This window comes from Actinoplanes sp. NPDC051346, from assembly GCF_040682215.1.
GTDB lineage: Bacteria > Actinomycetota > Actinomycetes > Mycobacteriales > Micromonosporaceae > Actinoplanes.
Window position 1 is genome coordinate 247,372 of record NZ_JBFBAJ010000003.1, and the last position, 22,235, is coordinate 269,606.

At 68.0% G+C, this 22,235-nt stretch carries 14 protein-coding genes, 1 tRNA gene and 1 pseudogene; 11 read left to right on the forward strand and 5 right to left on the reverse strand.

The features are described 5' to 3' along the window. Window positions 1-139 precede the first annotated feature (139 nt). Both AB0M36_RS09490 and AB0M36_RS09495 read right to left on the reverse strand, forming a co-directional pair. A pseudogene (locus tag AB0M36_RS09490) lies at window positions 140-1,102 on the reverse strand (TerC family protein); the annotation flags it as partial. 71 nt (window positions 1,103-1,173) lie between these two features. Beyond that, window positions 1,174-1,974 (reverse strand): pentapeptide repeat-containing protein, encoded by an 801-nt coding sequence (locus tag AB0M36_RS09495; protein WP_364154853.1) that lies wholly within the window; start codon window positions 1,972-1,974, stop codon window positions 1,174-1,176. A gap of 200 nt (window positions 1,975-2,174) precedes the next feature. On the opposite strand from AB0M36_RS09495, the gene AB0M36_RS09500 reads away from it, so the two are divergent. From AB0M36_RS09500 to AB0M36_RS09520, 5 genes are all read left to right on the forward strand, one after another. Then, window positions 2,175-3,284, forward strand: a complete 1,110-nt coding sequence (locus tag AB0M36_RS09500; protein ID WP_364154854.1) for a lamin tail domain-containing protein — start codon at window positions 2,175-2,177, stop codon at window positions 3,282-3,284. Window positions 3,285-3,379: 95 nt separating this feature from the next. Then, entirely contained in the window at window positions 3,380-4,132 is a 753-nt protein-coding gene (locus AB0M36_RS09505) for an enoyl-CoA hydratase (RefSeq protein WP_364154856.1), read from the forward strand. A gap of 52 nt (window positions 4,133-4,184) precedes the next feature. Continuing rightward, window positions 4,185-4,258: transfer RNA gene (locus AB0M36_RS09510), tRNA-Met, on the forward strand. Between the two features lie 1,263 nt (window positions 4,259-5,521). Then, window positions 5,522-5,887 (forward strand): hypothetical protein, encoded by a 366-nt coding sequence (locus AB0M36_RS09515; RefSeq protein WP_364154857.1) that lies wholly within the window; start codon window positions 5,522-5,524, stop codon window positions 5,885-5,887. A gap of 241 nt (window positions 5,888-6,128) precedes the next feature. Next, complete coding sequence (locus AB0M36_RS09520) at window positions 6,129-6,842, forward strand: HTH domain-containing protein (protein WP_364154858.1); 714 nt, start codon at window positions 6,129-6,131, stop codon at window positions 6,840-6,842. Window positions 6,843-7,013: 171 nt separating this feature from the next. Here AB0M36_RS09520 and AB0M36_RS09525 read toward each other — a convergent pair whose 3' ends face one another. Together AB0M36_RS09525 and AB0M36_RS09530 are read right to left on the reverse strand one after the other, a co-directional pair. Then, window positions 7,014-7,952: an aminoglycoside phosphotransferase family protein gene (locus AB0M36_RS09525; protein WP_364154859.1), complete on the reverse strand. Its 939-nt coding sequence runs from the start codon at window positions 7,950-7,952 to the stop codon at window positions 7,014-7,016. A gap of 15 nt (window positions 7,953-7,967) precedes the next feature. Beyond that, window positions 7,968-9,374, reverse strand: a complete 1,407-nt coding sequence (locus AB0M36_RS09530; protein WP_364154861.1) for a helix-turn-helix transcriptional regulator — start codon at window positions 9,372-9,374, stop codon at window positions 7,968-7,970. Between the two features lie 671 nt (window positions 9,375-10,045). Between AB0M36_RS09530 and AB0M36_RS09535 the strand changes: the two genes are divergently transcribed. From AB0M36_RS09535 to AB0M36_RS09560, 6 genes are all read left to right on the forward strand, one after another. Further along, window positions 10,046-10,336: a hypothetical protein gene (locus AB0M36_RS09535; protein WP_364154862.1), complete on the forward strand. Its 291-nt coding sequence runs from the start codon at window positions 10,046-10,048 to the stop codon at window positions 10,334-10,336. 151 nt (window positions 10,337-10,487) lie between these two features. Then, window positions 10,488-11,414, forward strand: coding sequence for a hypothetical protein (locus tag AB0M36_RS09540; RefSeq protein ID WP_364154863.1), 927 nt, complete (start codon window positions 10,488-10,490; stop codon window positions 11,412-11,414). Then, a complete protein-coding gene (locus AB0M36_RS09545; protein ID WP_364154865.1) occupies window positions 11,411-12,001 on the forward strand; it encodes a class I SAM-dependent methyltransferase in 591 nt (196 codons plus the stop codon). The genes AB0M36_RS09540 and AB0M36_RS09545 overlap by 4 nt, the downstream gene beginning before the upstream one ends. An 18-nt stretch (window positions 12,002-12,019) precedes the next feature. Beyond that, window positions 12,020-12,943, forward strand: coding sequence for a hydroxymethylbilane synthase (gene hemC, locus AB0M36_RS09550; RefSeq protein ID WP_364154867.1), 924 nt, complete (start codon window positions 12,020-12,022; stop codon window positions 12,941-12,943). 570 nt (window positions 12,944-13,513) lie between these two features. After that, window positions 13,514-14,734, forward strand: coding sequence for an acyltransferase (locus tag AB0M36_RS09555; RefSeq protein WP_364154868.1), 1,221 nt, complete (start codon window positions 13,514-13,516; stop codon window positions 14,732-14,734). A gap of 526 nt (window positions 14,735-15,260) precedes the next feature. Further along, window positions 15,261-21,560: a ricin-type beta-trefoil lectin domain protein gene (locus AB0M36_RS09560; RefSeq protein ID WP_364154870.1), complete on the forward strand. Its 6,300-nt coding sequence runs from the start codon at window positions 15,261-15,263 to the stop codon at window positions 21,558-21,560. A 57-nt stretch (window positions 21,561-21,617) separates the two neighbouring features. On the opposite strand, the gene AB0M36_RS09565 is transcribed toward AB0M36_RS09560, so the two are convergent. Next, window positions 21,618-22,187, reverse strand: a complete 570-nt coding sequence (locus AB0M36_RS09565) for a hypothetical protein (RefSeq protein ID WP_364154871.1) — start codon at window positions 22,185-22,187, stop codon at window positions 21,618-21,620. Between the last annotated feature and the right edge of the window lie 48 nt (window positions 22,188-22,235).

Sequence of the window (22,235 nt, forward strand, 5' to 3'; positions counted from 1 at the left end):
GCGCCCGGTACTTCGCCGGCAGTTCCTTGAGGTGGGCTTCCTCGTCGAGCAGCTTGTGGAAGATCTCGTCGCAGTACTTCGGGTCCGTCTCGATGTCGAGGAACTCCGCCGCGTGCCGGCGCGCGGCCGCCACGTACGTCTGGGCCCGCCCTTTCGGGCTGAGCAGCGACGCGATCACCGTGACGGTCAGCACCCCGATGATGAAGCTCAGCGACATGAGGGTGCTGATCTCGACGACGTCCACCTGGTCGCCATCGTTGATGAACGGCACGTTGTTCTCGTGCAGCGCGTGCAGGACCAGCTTCACGCCGATGAAGGCGAGGATCACCGCCAGCCCGTACGACAGGAAGATGAGGCGGTCCAGCAGCCCGTCGAGCAGGAAGTAGAGCTGCCGCAGGCCCAGCAGGGAGAACGCGGTGGCGGTGAAGACCAGGTAGACGCTCTGGGTCAGGCCGAAGATGGCCGGGATGGAGTCCAGGGCGAACAGGATGTCGGTGCCGCCGATGGCGACCATGACCAGCATCATCGGGGTCATGACCCGCTTGCCGTCCTCGACGGTGAAGAGCTTGTCCCCGTCGTACGTCTCCGAGGTGCGCAGGAAGCGACGGGCAACCCGGATGATGACGTTGTCCGCCGAGCGCTCTCCCCCGTCACCCTTGAGCAGGTGGCCGGCCGTGATCAGCAGGATCATTCCGAAGAGGTAGAACACCCAGGCGAACGAGTTGATCAGCGCCGCGCCCAGGAAAATGAAGCCGGTGCGGGCCACCAGGGAGAAGATGATGCCGAAGAGCAGCACCTTCTGCTGGTCGGCGCGGGGCACCTTGAAGCTGCCCAGCAGCACCAGAAAGACGAACAGGTTGTCGACCGAGAGCGCCTTTTCGGTGACCCAGCCGGCGAAGTACTCGGCACCCATGTCCTGCCCGCCGAGGATCAGCACGCCGAAGCCGAACACGATCGCGAGGCCGACGTAGACCGCGGACCAGATCGCGGCCTCTTTCAGCGACGGGATGTGCGCGCGGCGTACATGAAAGAAGAAGTCGAAGAGGACCAGGCCGATGATGCCGACGATGGTCAGGGTCCAGACGAGGCCGGAAACCTGCATGACGACACGCACCCGCTCTCGATCGATCGACAAGATTCATCGTAGTGGCCCGCTTCCGCGAGCCGGCTCGACTACCGAGCGACACCCGAATCCGTCACCGCGGCCCTGAGTTGGGCCTCGTCGGTCACCGCGGCCTTGAGTTGGGCTTCGGTGAGGAACAGCGCGCCGCGGAGGTCAGCGCCACGGAGGTCAGCGCCGCGCAGGTCGGCGCCGGTGAAGTCGGCCAGGCGCAGGTCGGCATCGCGCAGGTCGGCACCGATCAGGAGCGCGCCGCGCAGGCTGGCTCCGCGCAGTTTCGCGCCGCGCATGCGGCGGCCGATGAGGTTGGCACCGCGGTGATCGGCCCGGCGTCCGCCGGCCTCGGCACGGGCCAGCTCGCTCGCCTTCTGCAACAGCGGGTTGACCTTTCTTCGGTACGCGTCCAGATCAAGCGCGAGCAGTTCCTCGGGCGTACCGGAAGTGAGGGCGACGGTTTCGTCGCGCGCCGCCGCCAGGCGGGGGTGGAGGCGGTGCGCGGCCGGCAACTTCAGCGCGCTTGTCACGTACCAAAGAAGTTCATGAAGCTGGCGCATCACCGGCAGGACCGCGAACATCCCGGCCGCGATGGCGGGCGTGGCCCGCCAGTCGCGGCCACCGAACGTCACCTGGGTGACCTGCTGCCCGGCGCCGAAGCAGTCGAAGACGACGCAGCCGGGGAAGCCCTTCTGGGGCAACCGGTCGTGGATGCCGCAGCGGAAATCGTCGCGCAGATTGGGGCAGGCCCGGCCGGCGGGCTTGTCGATCGCGAAGTCGGACGACTTGGCGAACGCGGGTGCGACGCAGCACAGCCCGGCACACCGGCCGCAGTCGGCACGCAACACCAAGTCGGTCATGGGGACCACCCTAGCCGCGCCCGATAGACGGCATATCTCCGCTACGCACGGTTAACGGCCTTCCGGGACCGAAAGTGACTCAGAGTCGCCTCCGCGCTCAGCCAACCGGCCAATAACCAGGGCCGACAGTAGGGGTGACTACGCTGAGTTATTTACTACGCTGCATTGACCGCCCCCCAACGCTCAAGGAGATCTTGCTGATGCGTGCACGCCAGACGGCCATGTTCGCCGCCCTAGGCTGCGTCGCCGCCCTCGGCTTCGCCGCCCCCGCGGCCGCCGCCGACGCGCCCACCATCTCGGCGCCGGCAAGCCGCCAGGGTTACGGAAACATCACCCTCACCGGCACCGCGCCCGCCGGTGCCACCGTGGAGCTGTACGAGTCCGCGTACAAATTCAATGACTTCTACCCCTCCCCCGACTACGACCGGGGCGCGGGCACATACGTCACCACCACGGCCAACGGCTCCGGCAGCTGGCAGCTGACCCGGCTCCTGGACTCCGGCTTCCGCTTCTACGTCCGGGCCGGCGGCGCCGAGTCCAACCGCGTCTCGGTCGCGATGGGCATCGTCCCGTCGACGACGATGACCGCCACTAACGGCACGGTCAACGTCAACGTCGAGGCAAGCCCGGGCCAGCCCGGTCTGCGCGTGCACATCCAGCGCAGCAGCGGCGGCACGTGGAGCGACGTCGCCGACGGATTCACCGCCGACGGAGGCCTCTACTCCACCAGCATCACCGGCCAGGGCTCGGGCACCCAGCACTACCGCACGGTGATCGACGCCGACGCCGACAACAACCTGCTCCGGGGCCAGGGCGACACCATCGAGCTCAACGTCAGCGGCGGCTCGGGCAGCGGCGGCGGGACCACCACGCCGACCACGCCGACCACGCCCCCGACGACGCCGAAGCCTCCCGCCCCCAAGCCGACGACCCCGTCCGTCGCCAAGGGCGCCGTCCAGTTCTCGAAGATCCAGTACAACTCTCCGGGCAAGGACAGCGGCAGCAACACCAGCCTCAACGCCGAGTGGGTCCGCGTGACCAACAAGACCAAGGCGACCATCAACCTCAAGGGCTGGACCCTGCGCGACGCCTCGGGCAAGGTCTACACCTTCTCGAGCGACTACAAGCTGGGCGCCGGCAAGTACGGCTACGTGCGCACCGGCAAGGGCACCAACGGTTCGCACCGCTACTGGGGCCGGACCGGCTACGTGTGGAACAACGGGGGCGACACCGCGTACCTGCGGTCGTCCACCGGCAAGACGATCGACTCGTGCAAGTGGGGCAACGGCTCCGGCGTCACGTACTGCTGATCTTTCTTCCTACCGCGGCCCCCGGCATCCCCCGCCGGGGGCCGCGGTGTTTATGGTTCGCTGGGATGTCGGAAAGATCCACGAGGAGGTCCAGCGTGAGCAAGGTACTGCGGGAACGTACCGACGACGGCCGCTGGACGCTGACCCTGAACGACCCGGACCGGCGCAACGCCATCGACGAGGCCCTCCGCGACGAACTGGGCGACGCCATCACCGAAGTAGCCGCCGACACCAACGCCCGCACCCTCGTCATCACAGGCGCGGGCCCGGCCTTCTGCGCCGGCGCCGACCTGCCCGCACTCTTCGGCGACACGGACCGCTCAGTCGCGGACATCCGCACGGACCTGCACCGCGTCTACGACAGCTTCCTCCGCGTCCTGTCCCTGCCCATCCCCACCATCGCCGCGGTCCACGGCCCAGCGGTCGGCGCGGGCCTCAACCTGGCAATGGCCTGCGACACCCGCATCGTCGGCCCCAACGCGCGCCTCATCGCCTCGTTCACCAAAATCGGCCTCCACCCCGGCGGCGGCTGCACCTGGTTCCTGACCCGCGCACTCGGCCCGGAACGGGCCCTGCAACTCCTACTCGACGGCGGCAGCGTCGACGGCCCGGAAGCGGTCCGCCTCGGCCTGGCCGGCACCCTCGCCGACGACCCCCTGGCGGCAGCCCACGACCGCGCCGAACGCTGGGCGGCCCTGGACCCGGCCCTGGCCCGCGACATCAAGACATCCGTACGCACGGCGATGACGGCAGATTTCGCGGCCAGCCTCGAATTCGAGTCCTGGGCCCAGGCGGCCTCGGCCACAGGCCCGGCAATCCAGGAAACCGTGGCCCGCTTCCGGCGCTGAGGGCGCCCGGGGAATGAGGCCGGCGGGCACCGTGCTAACGTTGCCTGGTCGACGCGGGGTGGAGCAGCTCGGTAGCTCGCTGGGCTCATAACCCAGAGGTCGCAGGTTCAAATCCTGTCCCCGCTACTAGCGTTATCGCAGTTCAGGACGCGGTTCCCTACTTTAAGGGAACCGCGTTTTTGATCTTCATCCGGGCATTATCCGGGCAAACGAAAAAGCACGCCCCGGCACGACGCAGGACGGTGCACCAGATGCACACTGCACCCTCGGACGCAAGGGCCATTCTCTATGTGATGCCCGTCACGGAGTTTGCTCACAGGGGGCATGGCCATCGCCCACCTATCTAGGCGGGGAACGATGGGTTGGCCCACGTTGATCGACGCGATCAGCAATGCGAGCATTGCGGCTCCGCGCCAGACCCGCGGGGCCTTACCTGGCTTGAGCTCCCCGGCATGACTGCTGGGCCGCCCTGCCGTGCGAGGCAGCGGGCCCGATGAGGTCGGGGTCACCCAAGACCATGTCGCCCGACCCCGAACGGCCGTACCCCGTCGTCTCCAGAGACCGGAAGCGACTACAACGCTGGGCCTTGCGAATACGGCAGCAGCGCAATCAGCGACGGTTCGCCACGGCTTGCTGGCCACGCGGATCGCGGCAGATGAACGCACGGACGCATAGTTGAGTATTAACGAAGTGCAAGCATAGTCTCCGATGGTTGCGCCCCGGCAGAGCTGCCACCAGAGGCGTCGTAGAGCCTCGCTTCGGTCGTATGCCGAGGCCCCGGCCTGAGTCGGCGAGATCGCCGATTCGCAGGCTACAGGCCAGATCCCGCGTACGATGGCGAGCATTCCAAACCGACACGGATCCGCTGGAAGGCGTCATGGCCGAAAAGGACAAAGCGGTATCGCCAGCAGAAGAGATCAGCGAGCTTGCTCAACGGAATCGGACAATCGAACATTCGCCGGAGTCCGAGGAGCGCACCGAGCATACGGGATTACAAGATGAGGCCCGCATTAATCGCCTAGAACAGGCGGTAACACATATAGAGTCGCTCCTGGAGAAACTCTACGAGCATCAGGCTGCATCTGCCACCGACGAAATTCGGCGCGAGATGGCTCGCTTGGCCGGACGACTGGACGCCATCGAGGGTCTCCGTACTTCGGGGCCTCCGGCGACGCATAAGGATGACGCGAGCAGCGGGCCATCCCGGCCGGACCCGGGACTGGCTCGACTGGCACAGCTAACACGTAGCCGTCGTTCCCTTAGCAACCGCGGCCCGGCAATCGCCGCTGGCGTAGGCACCCTCCTTGACTTGGATGGCCGTATGTCAGCTAACGGACTTTTGTCTGCCTACCACCAAGCCCGCAACGGAGGCTCAGGTCGGAACCGGCGATGACTGCCGCACCACCCACGGTTCTCGCCGACACTCCTACCGAGACACTCGAGGATGTCCGCCTGGAAACGGCGTTTCTCGACGCAGCCGCGGAGACATCCGATCCCGATGTCAAACGAGCGCTAATCGCTCTGTGCCGCAGGGAACACCGCTACGGGATGGAATTGGCCCGGCGAGCAGATGCAACAGCTCGCCGTGGACAGATGCTCGGCTTCGCATCCGTCACATTTGTTCTCGTTCTGGCTGGATACGTCGCGTCCCTCGGCGAGGCAGAGTGGGCTGCCGGAATCGCTGGTATCGACGTGGTGGGATTGGCCAGTGTATTCGTTACCGGCCGCTGGCTGGCTTATCGCAGTCAGGCTTGACGCTCGCAGCCCCACTCCCGTCGGCTACGAGCGTGTACTGACACGTCGGTACACTAACACGGAGCGTGAAGCGCTACGGCTGAGCCGGCGCGCACGATCGGCGGCAAGAGAATGCATGAGCGACCTTTTCGCACCCTTGGAGGTTTGCGGAAATTGCTCACTCATATGGAATCACCCTGCGATCCTAGGTTTTGGATTATGTGGGTTCCAATCAATTTTTGCGCCGAGGAGGCTGATAGCAGTGCCGAACCCACATTGGCGGACCGTCATCATTAGTGTGCTCAAAAAAGCGGGGAAGCCGCTCCACTATGCCGCAATCACGCAGGCTGTTATTGATGGAAAGCTTAGGGATAAGGTTGGTGCCACCCCGGCCAACTCGGTTTCTGCGGCGATCACTTTGTCAATTAAGGAGAAAGGCGATAACTCTCCCTTCGTTAAAGTCTCGCCCGGGGTTTACGGACTTCGCGATTTGGCTGAGGGTGAGCCGATAATTGATACCCATGACGAGGCTAAAGAAGACGCCGAGCGCATGGGTCTTATCAACGCCTTCGGAATGTTCTGGCGACGTTCGGAGGTGAATTGGCAGGTTTCAGAACCTAAACTTCTCGGCCAACAGCTATCAGGGGGTGATCCGGTCAATTTTGCGGCGCAGATTGGCGTCTATATTCTGTATGACGGCCCACGCATCATTTACGTGGGCCAGGTTATAAGTGAGCGCCTGAGCAGGCGGTTGAAGGAGCATGTCAGGGATAGACTGAATGGCCGCTGGGATCGCTTCTCTTGGTTCGGCGTCAGAGGTGTCGCAGATGACGGCGGGCTACAAAAGGCGCCATCGAACTTTGCCCTGGACAACCTAGTGGACACCATGGAAGCGCTCCTGATCGAAGGCTTGGAGCCCCCGCAGAACCGGCGGCGCGGCGACAACTTTAACGCCGTGGAATTCATCCAGGTTTGAAATTTTCCGACCTACCCGAAAGTTAGACTGATCGGCGCGCGATGCACTCAACTCGGCAGAAGCGGTACCCGATCGAGCGGCGTGTGCGAGCCTTCCGGCAGGCTAGAGCCGTTAGGGCTTCCCATAGAGTTCTCGCCTGATGTCAACCGGCCTACATCACAGTCTGCTGCCTCAGCGGTAACGGGTCCAGACAGCGTTGCGATCACCGGAGAGGTATGTCCGCAGTCGGTGTCCGAGGGTCTGGGCGACCTCCGGTCTTCCAGTTAGCTTGTCGAGGACGCTGGTGACCAGTTGTAGGTCGCGGACGTCGCGGAGCAGCGGCCAGCTCTGCGAAGTCGTGAGGTCGTAGCCATATGCGGCGGCGAATTGCTGGTAGGGCTGGACGGCGTCACCGAAGCGGGCGGCGCTGTGTGCGAGGGGGACGAGGTCCCATTCGCGGGGGCCAACCGCGAGGGAGTCGAAGTCACACAGGCGGCCAGCGAGGAGATTGCCGACGTGGGCGTCGCCGTGGATGAGCCCGACCGGCAGCTCCCACCTCGCTTCTGCAATACGAGCGTCGAGTTTGTCGCAGCGGGCCAGGAGGGCTGCGGTGAGGTCGTCCAGCGGTAGTTGCAGTTCGCGTTGCGCCCAGGCTCGGGTGAAGTCCAGCTCTGTGCCGGGCAGCGCTTCGATGGTGGCCAACCGTCGGCGGGCGGTGCCGATCGGCGACCAGCGCGGCAGCGCCGCAGGAACGTCGGTGATGGCGTGCAGCCGGGCCAACGGTCCGGCAAGCTCTGCGGCGGCGGGTCTTCCAGGTGGATGCGGCAGGTAGTGCCACACGGTGGCGACCCAGTCGCCGACCACGACAGGCTGGTCGATGTCAGCGGCGAGTTGCACGATCGGGACGCCGTGGCGGTGAAGCAAGGCGGCGCCGAGGACGACCCTGTCGGCGCGCCGGCGGGCGGCGGCGCCGTGCGAGAGCCGCAGGACTCGGTCGCCGATGCGGTAGACGGCGTTGATCGTGTACCGCATTAGCTCGGCGTCGCCGCTGGTGAGGCCGGTGTGCTGGCGGATCGAGGCGAGTCCGCGGGCGAGGTGGTCGGCGGCTTCGGCGGTCAGAGTGGTCGACACGTCCGCAAGGCTAGGTCACGCCGCGGTCAATATCCGGATCTCGGTCACCAGATCGCGCAGGGCGCTGTCCTGGTCGGTGTGGGGCGCGACGACGTCGGCGAGGCCGTCCAGCCGGTCCAGGAGCCTGCGCGAGCGGACCGTGCCGGTGGCGGTCAGGACGGCGCTCGCGTGGGGCAGCACCTGCGGTCCTTCGCCTAGCAGGGCGTGGCCCGTCGCGGCGGTGACGTGGTCGAAGGCGCCGCTGCGTGAGGCATCCGTGCGGCTGTCCAGCGCTCTGCTGGCGTGTTCGATCGCCAGCGGGGCGTGGGTTTTGCGGTGCTCGTCATGGCGAGCGAGTGCGGCATGGACGACGCCGGACATGCCGGCCAGGTCGGCGACGGAGAAGAATCGGGTCCACTGCGGGGCATCGTGACCGTCGGCGCGGTTCAGTTCTTCGCCCGCGCGTGACAGCGAGTCGCGGACGGCGGCGGCGTTGCCCATCTTGGCGTGCGCCCAGCCGATGTTGGCGTGCAGGATCGCCGCCGAGCTCGGGCAGGTGGAGTTGGTGGCGACCATCAGTCCGAGCTGGAACAGGTGCAGCGCTTCGCGAGGATCGTTCTGGTGGATGCTGACCCTTCCCAGCCGGTAGTAGGCGTCGGCCATGAGCGAGTCATCGCCGGCCTGCTGCGCGAGGACCAGCCCTTGGGCGAGGTAGCGGCGGGCCGAGTTGTGCTGGCCGAGGTCGTGGGACATCCAGCCGACCAGGTTGTGCAGATCGGCCAGCTTGCGGTGCAGGTCTGCGGCCAGCGATTGGTCAGGGCAGGGAGTATGCAGCAGGCCGCGCGCCCAGAGCAGGTAGCCCAGCGCGGAGTCGCGGCAGGAGCCGCCGCCGTAGGCGGCGTCGAGCTGCCGATGCCGGTTGGTGATCTCGCGTACGGAGGCGATGGTGGCGGGAGTGACCGTCTCGGGGACCGGGCCCGCCGATGACGTCATGTGCGGCAGCCACGCGTCGAGAGCCGGTGCCCCGCCGACGGCGACACCAGCCAGCGCTGCGATGAACGGCTGCCGCTGATGCGAATCGTCCAGCGGCAACGGCACCGGACCCGGCTGCTCTGCGGCTGCTTCGGCGTGCGCGAGTCCCATAAGACCACGGGGAATGCCGAGACCTTCGGCGATGCGGGCGAGGACGTCGTACGCCATGATCTTCCGGCCGCGCATGACCTCGTACACCTCTGAAGCCGCGAAGCCGGCCAGCTCGCCGATGCGGCGCTGGGTTATGCCGTGCCGCCGGTGCAACAGCAGGAAGACCGCGCCGATATCGCGCCGACCGAGTGCGTCCCGCATCGGCGGTTCGCCCCAAAGGCGCGGGTCCGGCCGCACGTGGCGGCCGTACGCGTCCACGTTCACGGCGCCTCCATCGACGATCGACAGTGAGTGCAGCATAACGGCAGGTCACGACAGGCAGGCCAGATCATTAGCCGAACTGACTAGTCGCACTAGTCGGTGCACCTCAGCGCGGGTGGTGAGCCGATCTGGCCAGCGCCGCGACTCTCCACCAGGGCGCCTGCCGCGGCAGGGTCACCACCAAGCGGCCATCGGCGAGCACGGGGAGTCGCAGATTGGCCGGTTCAAGGCGGAGCGAATCAGGGAGGAATGCCATGTCGGAGACGATGCTTTCGCGCAACAAGCAGACCGCCTCGGGTGTGGATCACGCCGAGGTCCGGGTCTGGATCGAACGCGCAGACGGAAAGCATCCCGGGGTGGTCTTGTGCCGCTCCGTGCTGGCGTCCACGGTCCGATATCGGCCGGGGGCGAGCAGGGAGCGACCGTCGTGGACACGGCCTTAGCCATTGGGTTCGGCCCCGCGAAGAGCCCGACCTTGTCGACGAACCCCACATCAGGAGCGATGATGTCTGCCCCGCAGCGTGAGTCGATCGACCTCCTCATGCACCGGGCGGTGTGGCGGCGCTGGACGCGGCACTGTGTGTGCGGACTGCCCTGGCCGTGCCAGGAGAAGCGCATTGCCGACAGGTCACCGCAGCCACCCTCGGCGGCCAGGTGGCTCTACTGGTGCGCGGTGCAGGCGCTGCGCCGCCGTCGGAGCCGGGCAGCGGATGACGCAGCCGTGGCGGCAAAACGGCGTACTGATCGTCGACGGCATCGCGTTGCGCGACGGTCTGTACCTGCATCTGTCCGACCGCGACTATAAGTTCGGCACTGGCGACATCAACGTCGTTGTCCGCGGCGACGAGGGGGTATCCCCGGACGAGGACGGCGACTGGTGGGTCGTCCTCAACGTCGACCAAGTGGTCTGGGACCGACCCAAGAGGTCCCGGCCCCTGGCAGTACGCGCGTCGGCTATCCGGCCCGGAATCCGATCGCCACGCCAGCCTGAAAGCCCCTGACAGCGCCCTCGACAGGCGCGCATGCAACCCCTCCTCGGCCGGCGCGTTGCGCAGCCATGCCCAGACGTCTCGACCTCGTCAAGGAAAGCGGATACCTGTGGATGGAGCGAACTCGTCGACCGCCTGCCCCGCTCTGCCTGCACCCCGGGGCGTGCATCCGAGCCGCGCACGCTCCGCGGTGCGGGCCCTGATGCACGTTGACCTGCTGCACGCACGGGTACTGACCGCACCGCTGCTGGTGCTGCCGAAGAAGACGCAGGGTCCGGGTCTTCCCGGGGCCGTGCCGCTGTCGCAAGTTGGCATCACGGTGCGCCGGTGGGCCGGGCTCGGGATCCGTGGCGTGAAGATCTTCGCGTACGGCAACCGCCGCGACATGTGGGCCACCGCGGCACTGCAACGGGGCAACCGGATGCTGGTCGCCATCGAAGCCGTGAAGAACGCCGTACCGGACATGGTGGTCACCACCGAGGTGTGCGGCTGCTCCTGGACCCATAACGGCGAATGCGCGCTATTCACTCCGGACGGCCAAGTGGACCGCAGCGCCACGTTCGGGCTGATGGCGGCGATGGCGCACGCGCACGCGGAGCAGGGGGCCGACATCGTCAGCCCGACCGCGATGATCGACGGCTCGGTCCGCGCGGTCCGTGACTACCTGAACCAGAACGGCATGCCGGACGTCGGGGTGAACCCGAACCTGGCCGTCCACACCTGCCTGTACGGCCCGTTCAAGGCGCTGATGGGCACCAACCCCGATCGGGGCGACCGGCGCGGTATGCAACTCGAAGCGGGCCGCGCAGACCGCGACGTGTTGCTGCAAGCGGACCGGTGGCTGGCCGAGGGCGCCGACGCGCTCACGCTGCAACCTGTGCTGACCTGTACCGATCTCTTGGTCCGCCTCCGCGATCATGTCCGGGTGCCGCTGGTCGCGTACTCGACCTCCGGCGAATACGCGGCACTGACCGCGCTCGGTGAACAAGGACTGGTGGAATACCACGCCGGGCTGTTACGGGCTGGGGCTGACCTGATCCTGACCTACGCCGCCGAACAGGTCGCCCGCGCTCTGGAGGCCGCGCGATGAGCGCCGCGCGGCTCGTGGATCAGCCGTGGCGACGTCCGCCGCAGCTGGATGCCATCCTGACCGACGCGCACCGGCTCGGGTTCGCCATGTCGTGCGAGGACCGCACCGGGGCGCTGCTGGCCGTGCTCGCCGCGAGCAAGCCCGGCGGGAGGCTGCTCGAACTCGGGACCGGAGCCGGCGCCGGTGCGGCGTGGCTGCTCGATGGCATGACCGCGACGGCGACGCTGATCTCGGTCGAGGCCGACCCCACCGTGCAAGACGTGGCCCGACGCCACCTCGGCATGGACCCGCGGCTGCGGCTGGTCCAGCAGGACGCTGCGGCGTGGCTGGCCGGATACACCGGCCCCCCGTTCGACTTCGCCTACGTCGACTGCCGCCCCGGCAAGTACGAACACCTCGACCGGCTCGTGAGCCTGCTGCGTCCCGGCGCGCTCTACGTCGGCGACGACCTACTGCCCCAACCGACCTGGCCGCATGATCACCAGGTCCGCGTCGACGCGTTCCTCGATCGGCTGGTCCACGAACGAGGGATCCGGCCGCTGATCATGAACTGGGCGTCCGGTCTGGTCGTCGCCGCCCGCACCTGAAGGGCTACCCTCGCCGCTATGTCGCCTTCCCGCCGCACCGTCCGGATCGGCACCCGCAACAGCCCGATGGCGCTCGCGCAGGTCGACCGCGTCCAGGCGATGCTCACCGACCGATACCCGGATATCGCCGTGGAAGTCGTGTCCATGGCGACCTCCGGGGACCGCTGGCACGGCGACCTCGCCGCGCTCGGCGGAAAGGGCGCCTTCACCAAGGAAGTCGACGCGGCACTCATCGACGGCCACGTCGACGTCGCGGTGCATTGCGTCAAGGACATCCCCGGGGACCGACCTGCCCCGGCAGGCACCGTGCTGGCCGCATACCTGACCCGCGACGACGTTCGCGACTGCCTCGTCCACCCCGGCGGGCTGCCCATCGGCGAGCTGCCCGCAGGCACCCGGATCGGCACCTCGGCAGTCCGCAGAGTCGCGCAGATGGCCCTGCACTGGCCCCACCTGACCCCGGTACCGATCCGCGGCAACGCCAATACTCGCCTCGCGAAACTCGACGCCGGCGAATACGACGCACTGCTGCTCGCCGTCTCAGGCTTGCACCGCATCGGGCATGCTAGACGGATCACTCACCCGATCGACGTCGACACCATGGTTCCCGCGGTCGGCTCCGGCACCCTCGTACTGCAATGCCGCGACGACGACACCGCCACCCTGGAACTCGTCGCCGGTCTCGGTGATCCGCGCGCATGGGCTGAGACGGTCGCCGAGCGCACCATGCTGCACATCCTGCAAGGCAACTGCCATTCCCCGATCGGCGCCCTCGCCCGCACCGAACCCGACGGACGCCTCCACCTACGCGCACGGGTCATCGGCCTCGACGGCAAGGACGTCCTCGACGTACACGAGTGGCACACCGATCCGCTCACGCTCGGCACATCGGTCGCTGCCGCCCTACTCCGTCAAGGCGCCCGTGAACTGCTCAGCCAATAACCTCATGACCTCGGACATGGCTGGGCTACATGAACAGTGCCGCCGCAGCGGAACCACCTCGCAGTTCTACCCAGCACAGAGCGTAAGTGACGTGTGGGGTTCATATTGAAGATGGTCAGTGATTTGGCTAGCGTCCACAGTCGACCTTGATCCGGGCGACGTCCGGGCAAGCGTCCCACGATGATCCCGAACAGAGGATCATGGAGAGATTGGGGTATCTCGCTGAACTGCGCAGACACAATTCAGCGCCTGGCCTCTCGGTAGCTCGCTGGGCTCATAATGCAGGTCAGAAAGCCCGGCCCCGACTCAGGGAGCCGGGCTTTCTGATCTCCATGTGCGCACTGTGGTAGCAAACGAGAAAACACGGAGCATCCCAGGGAGACATGGCTTTCTACTCAGCAGTCTCCTGCGCCGCGGTGCGCGGATGGCTCGGTCGTCACCGTGGCCAGTGCCCGAATTGTGTGGCGATGATGCCGCCGAATCTCCCAGGAACGCCTGAGAGGAAGTTGGCCATGATCGCTACCATGACGCGCCCACCCCTCGTTCTGCTGTACAAGGAGTCGCGCCGTCATGCCCGCAACACGTGAGAGACAGCCGGGCCGACTGGCAGTTCTGGACGGCCTACGGCTGTTGGCCGCGTTGATGGTGGTGGCGTGCCACTACGTGTGGGAGTCGTTCGACGGCGTGCACCCGCCGCAGTACACCCTGCCGACCGCGACCCGCATCGGGTACTACGGCTTCCTCGGCGTCGAACTGTTCTTCCTGATCAGCGGCTTCGTGATCTGCATGAGCAGCTGGGGGCGCGGACTCGGGGACTTTTGCGTCTCCCGGATCAGTCGATTGTTCCCGGCGTTCTGGTTCGCGGTCGTCGCCACCGCTGCCGTGATCACGCTGACCGGCGTGCCGTCGGGCACCTCCGAGAAGCACGAGCCCGGTTTCGTCGACGTCCTCGTCAACCTGACGATGCTGAACTACCCGAGCAAGGTCCCCTCGGTCGACGCGGTGTACTGGACGCTCTTCAGCGAACTCCGGTTCTACCTGCTCTTCGCGGTCGCCGTCGTCTGGGCGGGTGTCACCTACCGTCGGGCACTCTTCTTCTGCCTCGGCTGGCTCGCCGTCACCGTGCTCTCCCCGATGCTCGGTAGCCAGATGGTCAACCTGATCGCGAATCCCCGGTTCTCGCCGTACTTCATCGCCGGCATCGCGATGTTCCTGATGCACCGCTTCGGTCCCAACCTCGTGCTGTGGGGCATCGTGGCGCTGTCGTGGGTGTTGAGCATGAACGGCCTGAACGCCCGCATCAAGGGCCACCACGTCGGGTTCCCCGTGTCGATATGGCCGGCCCGGGTGATCGTGACCGTGGCGTTCGCCGTCATCCTGGTGGTGGCTCTCGGCTACACGGACCGGATCCGGTGGAAGTGGCTGACCGTCGCCGGCGCCCTGACCTACCCGCTGTACCTGCTGCACCAGCGGATCGGCACGAGCATCCTGCGCAAAGGCTACGACGCCGGTTTCGCGCTGTGGTGGCTGATCCCCGCGACGGCCGTGGCCATGATGGTGGCGGCGTACCTCGTCCACCGCTTCGTCGAGCGTCCGCTCAGCCGACGGTTGCGAGACGGCCTGCGCAGCGCCCTCGCCGACATCCGCCAGGCCTCGGCGCGCGATACGGCCCGGACCGACACTCACGCACCCGGTTCGCCGGGGCTTCCCCACCCGCGTACGCCGTCGGAGGACGGTGTCGCCGACGAGGCCCGTCGTGCCGCATGGACCACGGCGGCCGGCCGCTCGTAGCCGGATCGCCTCGACTCCCTCGCCCACCTGCTCCCGCGAGCAGGCGGGCGCAGTCGCGACCATCAGGCGGCCCAATCCGCCTGCGGACAGCACCCGCGCTAAATCCTGTCCTCGCTACCACGACGAACGGCCCTCAGGGATCACTCCCGGAAGGCCGTTCGTAGTAAGACGTCTCCCCTTACGCGGCGAGCGCGCGTGTGCGGGCTCACCGTCAGGCTTTCCTCCCGCTGAAGAGCCGGTCACCGGCTCCGGCACGGTCACCATCACCGTGCCCGCTCTGACTCCGGGGCATCTTTACGGCTGGTACGCCCGCGGCACTGACGGAATGAACCGCTCCGACACGACTGTGGTGTGCCACTTCCGCGTTCCGGCCCAGTAGCGCCGAAGCCCGATTGAGATCGATGCCCGACCGGGCTCAACTCGGCGGTAACTTTGGCCGTCTCACTTATTGCACAGTGGATGGCACGTCCCGTAGCGTCCCGCGCACGATCATGGCGGGTGCCGTTTTCGCGGGGGGTAGAGGATCGTGTCGTTTCGTCGTGTCCAATCGTCGTGGCTCAGGTTTCGTACTCGGCGGACGGCCGGTGCTACCGCCGTCGGCGCGGCGCTCGCCCTGGCTCTGTCGCTGATTTCGGTTCCGCCGGCGCAGGCGGCCCCGGACTGGAACCTCGGCAACACCGGGGCGTCGCAGATCTCGGATCTCAACGCACAGGCGACCGGGCCCATCCGCAACGTCGGGCTCGGCAAGTGCCTGGAGGTGCTGAACGGCGGCACGGCCAACGGCACCGCCGCGGTGTCGTCCGCGTGCAGCGGTGCGACCAGTCAGAGTTGGACGTACCAGCGCGAGACTTCGCTGTGGGACGACGGCACGATCCGGCCGGCCGGCGCCGCGAACAAGTGCCTGACCATCATCAGCAACAACGGCGGCAGCGTGCAGTCGATCTCGATCGGTGGCACCACCCAGATGCTGTTGACCCAGTCCGGCCAGGTCTGGGCGAAGACCGGGGTCGGGTTGGGCGGCTGGACGAAGGAGTCCGACTACAACGCCTCCGAGATCGCGGTCGGCTCGGACGGCACCCAGCTGATGTACAACGGCGGGGTCTACGCCCGTAACGGCATCGGGGTGGACGGCTGGACGTACGAGGGTGGTTACGGCGCACGGGAGGTAGCCACTAACGGCGGCGTCCAGATGTATCTGGGCTCGGACGGTGTCGTCTACGCCCGGAACTCGATCGGTGACGCGAACGGCTGGGTGACGGAAAGCGCCGCCGGTGCCAAGGCGATCGCGGTCGGCTCCGACGGCACGCAGATGATGATCGGCAGCGACGGCGCGGTGTACGCCCGGTCGAGCATCGGCGGCCCGTCAGGGTGGACGAAGGAGCTGGCGCCCGGCGCGCAGGCGATCGCCACCAACGGCGGCGTGCAGATGCTCGTCGGCAGCGACAATCACGTCTACGCCCGTACCGGAATCGGCACTTCCTGGACCAAGGAAAGCACGATCACCGCGACCGACCCGGATTTTGACACCGCCATCGCGGCCGGTTCGGACGGCACTCAGCTGATGGTCGGCTCGGACGGCTACCTGTACGCGAAGAAGGGCGTGAGCGCGGGCGGCTGGACCAAGGAGCTCGCGAACGCCAAGGGCCCCGGCTTCGGCACCTCGATCGCGGCCGGCGCCGGTGGCCTGCACGCCGCCGTCAACAGCACCGGCTATGTCGCGGCGCGGACCGGTATCGGCACTGCCTTCACCACCGAGACCGACCTCACCACCGAGAAGGACAGCGGCCGTCCCGTCCAGTTGTTCGACTGCCACGACTGGGACAGCCAGCACTGGATCTTCCAGATCGGCAAGACGGGCAGCCACCAGCTCTACAACACGTCGGCCGGGCGCTGCGTGGACACGCCCAGCGGGTCGACGGCCAACGGCGTCGCCCTCTGGATGTACGCCTGCAACGGCACCGACGCGCAGCGGTTCTCGGGAACGACCACCCCGCTCCCGCCGTCCGGACCGATCACCAACACGGCGATGACCAAGTGCGCCTCCCCGGCGGCGACCACGGCCACGCCCGCGGTCGGTACGGCGGTCGTACTCAACGCCTGCAACAGCGGCTACAACGGTGGCCCGAAGCTGCAGTGGACGCTCACCACCGACGGCAAGCTGACCACAGCCGGGATGTGCCTCGGGGTCAACGGCGGGGAGACCTCCACCGCGAACGGCTCTTTGACCGTACTGGCGAAGTGCGCCGCGACCCTCGACCAGCAGTGGGCGGTCGGCTGGGACACCAGCAACCGGCCCCGGCTGCTCAACCCGAACTCCGGGCGCTGCCTCGACGTGCCGAACTCCTCGACCACCGTCGGAACCCAGCTGCAGCTCTACAACTGCAACAACTCCGGCGCCCAGGTGTGGGACGTGCCGCACGCGTCGCGGACGTTCACCAGCCCCGCCACGGCCGTGCCGTCGGTGATCCCGCCGGGCACCGGCTGGGAGCGGGCCGCCGCGATGAACACCGCCGAGTTGGTACGGATCAACCGCGCCCGGCTCGGTCTGGTGTTGCACGCCGCGGGCAGCAACGGGCGTAAGGCGGCCGCCGAGACACTCGCCGCGCCGGACACCGCCATGAACAAGTCCTGGTACGACTGGCTCGACGAGAGCTGGGTCCGCGCCGACGGCGGACCGCTCGACCAGGACGTCGCCGCCGCGAAGGTCGCGGACCAGGCGCGGGCCCAGCGCGAGGACGGCCGCGAGCACTTCCTTTACGGCTACCCGATGTCGGGCCTGGGGCCGCTGCCCGACTACGACACCGACGTCGTCGACTTCATGTCGACCGACTCGACGTTCTGGCTGGCCACCCACGCGATCTACGCCGAGCCACCGACGGCGAAGGCGGAGAAGGCCGCGCAGGACAAGGTCAAGGAGATCGCCGCGCGGCACGCGGCGTCCGACCCGTCCGACGCGTGGGTCTGGAACATGTACGCCAACAACGCGATCGACGGTTCGGCCGACGACGTGCGGCGGTTCATCCAGTACGACGGGTGGCCCACCGTGGCGCCCGAGCCCGGAACACCGGAGTTCCGGGTCGAGGTCGAGGCGATCAAGACCCGGTGGGCGCAGGGCGACCCGACCAATCCGCTCGACCCCGACGACGTGCTGCTCGACGTCCTGGAGACCGCCTGGGCGGAGTGGCAGGCCGAGCTGAACTCGCAGGCGCAGCCGCGGGCGGACATCCTGGCCGCGGAGATGCAGGCCCTGGAGGCGATGCGGGCCAGCGCCGAGACGATGCACGACGGCCTGGACTACGCGTGGACCGCCCGCGGCATCCTGTGGGCTCAGGATCAGAAGGTCAACGGCCCGCAGATCACGTGGGGCAGCGTCGACATGTCGCGCGCCCCGGGAGACCTGAAGCTGATCAAGGCGAAGGTGGCCGCGCTGGCCGAGGCGGCCAAGAACTCCGCGGCGGTCGCCAAGGACGCTGCCGACAAGGCTGTCGCCATCCGTACGGCGGCGTACGCGACCGCGACCGCGAACGGGCTGCCGGCCGGCCGGGGCCTGACCTACGCGCAGCAGTCGGCGCAGGTCGCCCAGGCGGCCGCGGCCTCGACGCAGGCCACGGTCAACGCCATGCAGACCGTGGTGGCCGCCGTCAACGCGACCCTCGCGAACTCGGCGACCCTGCTGGCCAACGCGAGTGCTCAGGCGCACGCCGCCCGGGCCCTCTATCTGCGCCAGTCGGCGCAGGACAGCGCGGCCCGTGCCGCGCAGTTGGCCGCCCAGGCGAAGGAGCAGGCGACAGCGGCGGCGAACGCGGCCGCCAAGGTGGCCGCGGACAAGGCGAAGATCGCCACGGTCGAGGCCTCCGCCAAGGTCGCCCTGGCCAAGGCGGACGCCGCCGCGGCGGACGCGGCCAAGCAGGCGCAGATCGCCGCGGACGCGAAGGAGACCGCCGAGCGAGAGCGGCAGAAGGCGGCGGACGCGAACGCTACCGCCCAGCAGCAGGCGGCGATCGCCGAGGCGAAGAAGAACGAGGCTCAGGCCGCCGCCGGGCGGGCGAACGACGACGAGGCGGCCGCCCTGCGCGCCGAGTCCGACGCGGCCGCCGCCGCGTCGCGGGCCGAGGACGCCCGCAGGACCCTGGACAAGCTGATGGCCGAGGCGGCCGTCGCTGACGCGAAAGCCGCGGCCGCCGCCGGCACGGGCGCGGCCGACGCGGCGGAGGCGGAGGCGCGGCGGGCCCGAAGCGCCGCGAACGCCGCCGGCGTCGCCGCGGACAACGCCAATGCGGCGGCCAACGCCGCGCAGTCGGCGGCGGCGAGGGCACGAACGGCGGCCACCAAGGCACGGGCCGCCGCGGATCGGGCTTACGCCGACGTCCGCAAGGCGGAGGCGGCGGCCGCCCAGACGCGTGCGGCCTCGATCAAGGGGCGCTCGCTCGCCGCGGACGCGATCGAGAACGCTCGCAAGTCGGCCGAGCAGGCGGCCCTGGCCCGGCAGTCCGCGGCCGACGCCAAGGCCGAGGCGGCCAGCGCGAAGCAAGCGGCGCAGCAGGCCCGCACCGAGGCGGCCGCGGCGCTCGCGGACAGCGCGGTCGCGTCCGGGCAGGCGATGGCCACCGGCCAGGCGGCGCAGGAGGCCGCCGCGGCAGCGGCGACCGTGGCGGCGCCGGCGGACGAGGCGATCTCGCTCGCCGATCCGTGGGCCACCACGGATTCAGCGGCCGGGCTGGCGTCGCTGAGCTCGCAGGCGGCCAAGACCATCGCCGAGGCGCAGGCGAACGTCGCGGCGGCGCAGGCGGCACAGGCGGCCGTTCTGGCAGCGGCCGCACAGGACGCGGCGAACCGGGCCGCCGGAGACGCGAAGCTCGCCGCCCAGGCGGCGGCGGACGCGGCGGCATCGGCGTCGAAGGCGGCAGCGTCGGCCGCGGCGGCGACCAAGTCGGCCAACCAGGCGGCCGCCGACGCGAAGGCGACCCAGCAGGCGTCCGCCCGGATCGACGACATGGACGCCAAGGCACAGCTCGACGTCGAGAAGGCACGCAACTCGGCGGAGGCGGCGGACGGCTCCGCCGACGCGGCCGAGGCGGCGGCCGACGACAGCGAACGCGACGCCGCCGCCGCACGCGGCGCTGCCGACAATGCCGCATCGGACGCCTCGTTGGCGGACGGCTACGCGGACGACGCGGAGGCATCGGCGGTGTCGGCTCGCGAAGCGGCGGACAACGCGGAGGCTTCGGCGGACGCCGCGCAGGCCTCGCTGAACGCGATCAACCAGACGCTGGCCAACAACCCGCAGTCGCCGGGTGACATCGCCGGATCCGGATCGAACACCAACGCCATACCGACCGAGCTCGACAACGTCTACAGGGTGACGGTCCAGACCGGTTACAGCTTCGACCCGACGAGCGACTGCGTGGGAACCGGCGGCTGTGACGTCACTGGCAACTACCGCTCCAAGGGTTACCACGTCTATCTCCTCGCGAGCTGCGTCACGCCCAGCAGCTCCGATCCCAACGTGTGCGTCAACACCGGCAGCGGGCCGCAGGTCGCGCTCGACGAGTTGATGACCGAACCGTTCGACGTGACCACCCCGGCGAAGATTCACGTCACCCAGCAGCAGATGCTCGAGTCCACGCTCAAGGCGCTGCCGGGAATCCTCTTCGGCGAGTTCATCGGCTGCTACAAGAAGCTCACGCCGGGGGACGACGGCGGCAGCTTGCTCGACTGCGGCATCGTCCTCGCCGAGGTGGCCCTGCCGTTCGCCCTCAAGGGCGTCTCGCTCGCGGTCAAAGAGCTCCGGGTCGCGATGATCGCGCTGAACGTCGGAGGAATCGACGCCGCGCTCGGCATGCTCAAGCTGTCCTCGATCAACGCGCGAACCTATCTGAAGCTGCAGCAGGTGGCGCTGGCGGCACGGGCGCGAGCCATCTTCAAGGGGTTCAGCTCCTGCCTGCCAACCGGTCACAGCTTCGCGGCCGGCACCGGTGTGCTGATGGCCGACGGGTCGATCAAGGCGATCGAGGACGTCCAGGTCGGCGACTGGGTCCGCAACGCGGCTCCCGCCGGCGGGGTCGAGGCGCACCGGGTCACCGAACTGCACGTCACGACCACCGACACCCAGTTCACCAAGCTGACCATCAAGTCCGACGACCGTCGGGCGACAATCGTCGGCACGCAGAACCATCCGTTCTACAGCGTCACCCATCACGATTTCGTGGCGGCGAGCGCTCTCGCAGCGGGCGATCAGTTGCGAATGACGGGGTCCGTAGTGGCCACCGTCGAGGCAGTCAGCAACTACACCGACGCGATGATCACCTATGACCTGTCCGTCGAGGGCGTCCCCGCGTACTTCGTGGTCAATGGCGGGTTGCCGGTGCTGGTGCACAACACCTGCCCGGTGATCATGGCGGTCCAGAGGGTCGTCGGCCTCACGCCCGGCAAGTGGAACAACGTGGCCGCTCAGGACGGGTTGAAAATCGAGGAAGCACTCGGTGGCCACCTGTCGCCCGGCCATCCGTTCATCGACGCCTACGACTCGGCGACGAGGACCGGGACCAGCATCAAGTCCGTCGACTGGCGCGCGGACAACGTCGACACGGCGGGCAGGTTCAAAAGCAAGATCAAGAGCGTCCTGAACGACCTGCACAACGGCAAGAGGTTCGACGACGGCTGGACCTTGTCGAAGCAATACAAGCGGGGCGACATCGACAACTGGGTGCTGAGGGTCGCGTATCCGAAGAACCCGCCGCCGGGCTACATGGAGCGAGCCATGGAACTTGTCGACGAAGCCAAGGCGATGGGTATCAAGCTGTACTACCACCCGATCGATGGCTGATCGGCCAGCCTGATCCGCTGAGAGCGCCGCCTCTGGTTCCACAGAGGCGGCGCTCTTTCAGTCGTGAGTAGCCAACGCGGGTACTCCACCCTCCTTGATCAAGCCACTTTCAGCGATGGCGGCGACGATGCGTGGGTCGAGGAGCCAGGCCTCTCCGTCGTTGCCGCCGGGGTAGAGGGTGTAGATCCGTGGGACCGCGCCGGCCTCGGCCAGGAGATCGTTGATGACGGCCAGCGGCCGGACGGTCGCCACCGCCCATGCGCTGCTCTCGACCCAGTCCCGCGGCGTCCACACGACGCAGCGCCGGTCGTTGATCGTCGTGACATAGTCGCCGGCCTCGACGCTGTCGGGATAGCTCACCGTCTCGACGTGCAGTTCCACACCGTGGTGGCGCAGCGCGGGTCCCCATTCCGCCAGCACTCGACCCACCCCGCCTTCGGCCATGGTCTCCCCGTCGACGTAGAACAACCGGAGACCCGGCTCCTCGTCGAGGGTCGCCTTTCCGCCGAGCGGATGAGCGCCCTCCGCGACCGCCCGTTCTCCGGCCGCGGCCTCAGCCTCGGCGCGATGCCGCCACATCCCCAGGTCGCGCAGTGTCCGCGCCAGCTCAACCCACCGGTGATCCATCCCGGCATCATAGTTAGGGCACCCCCAGGTGGGGGTGCCCTAACTTTG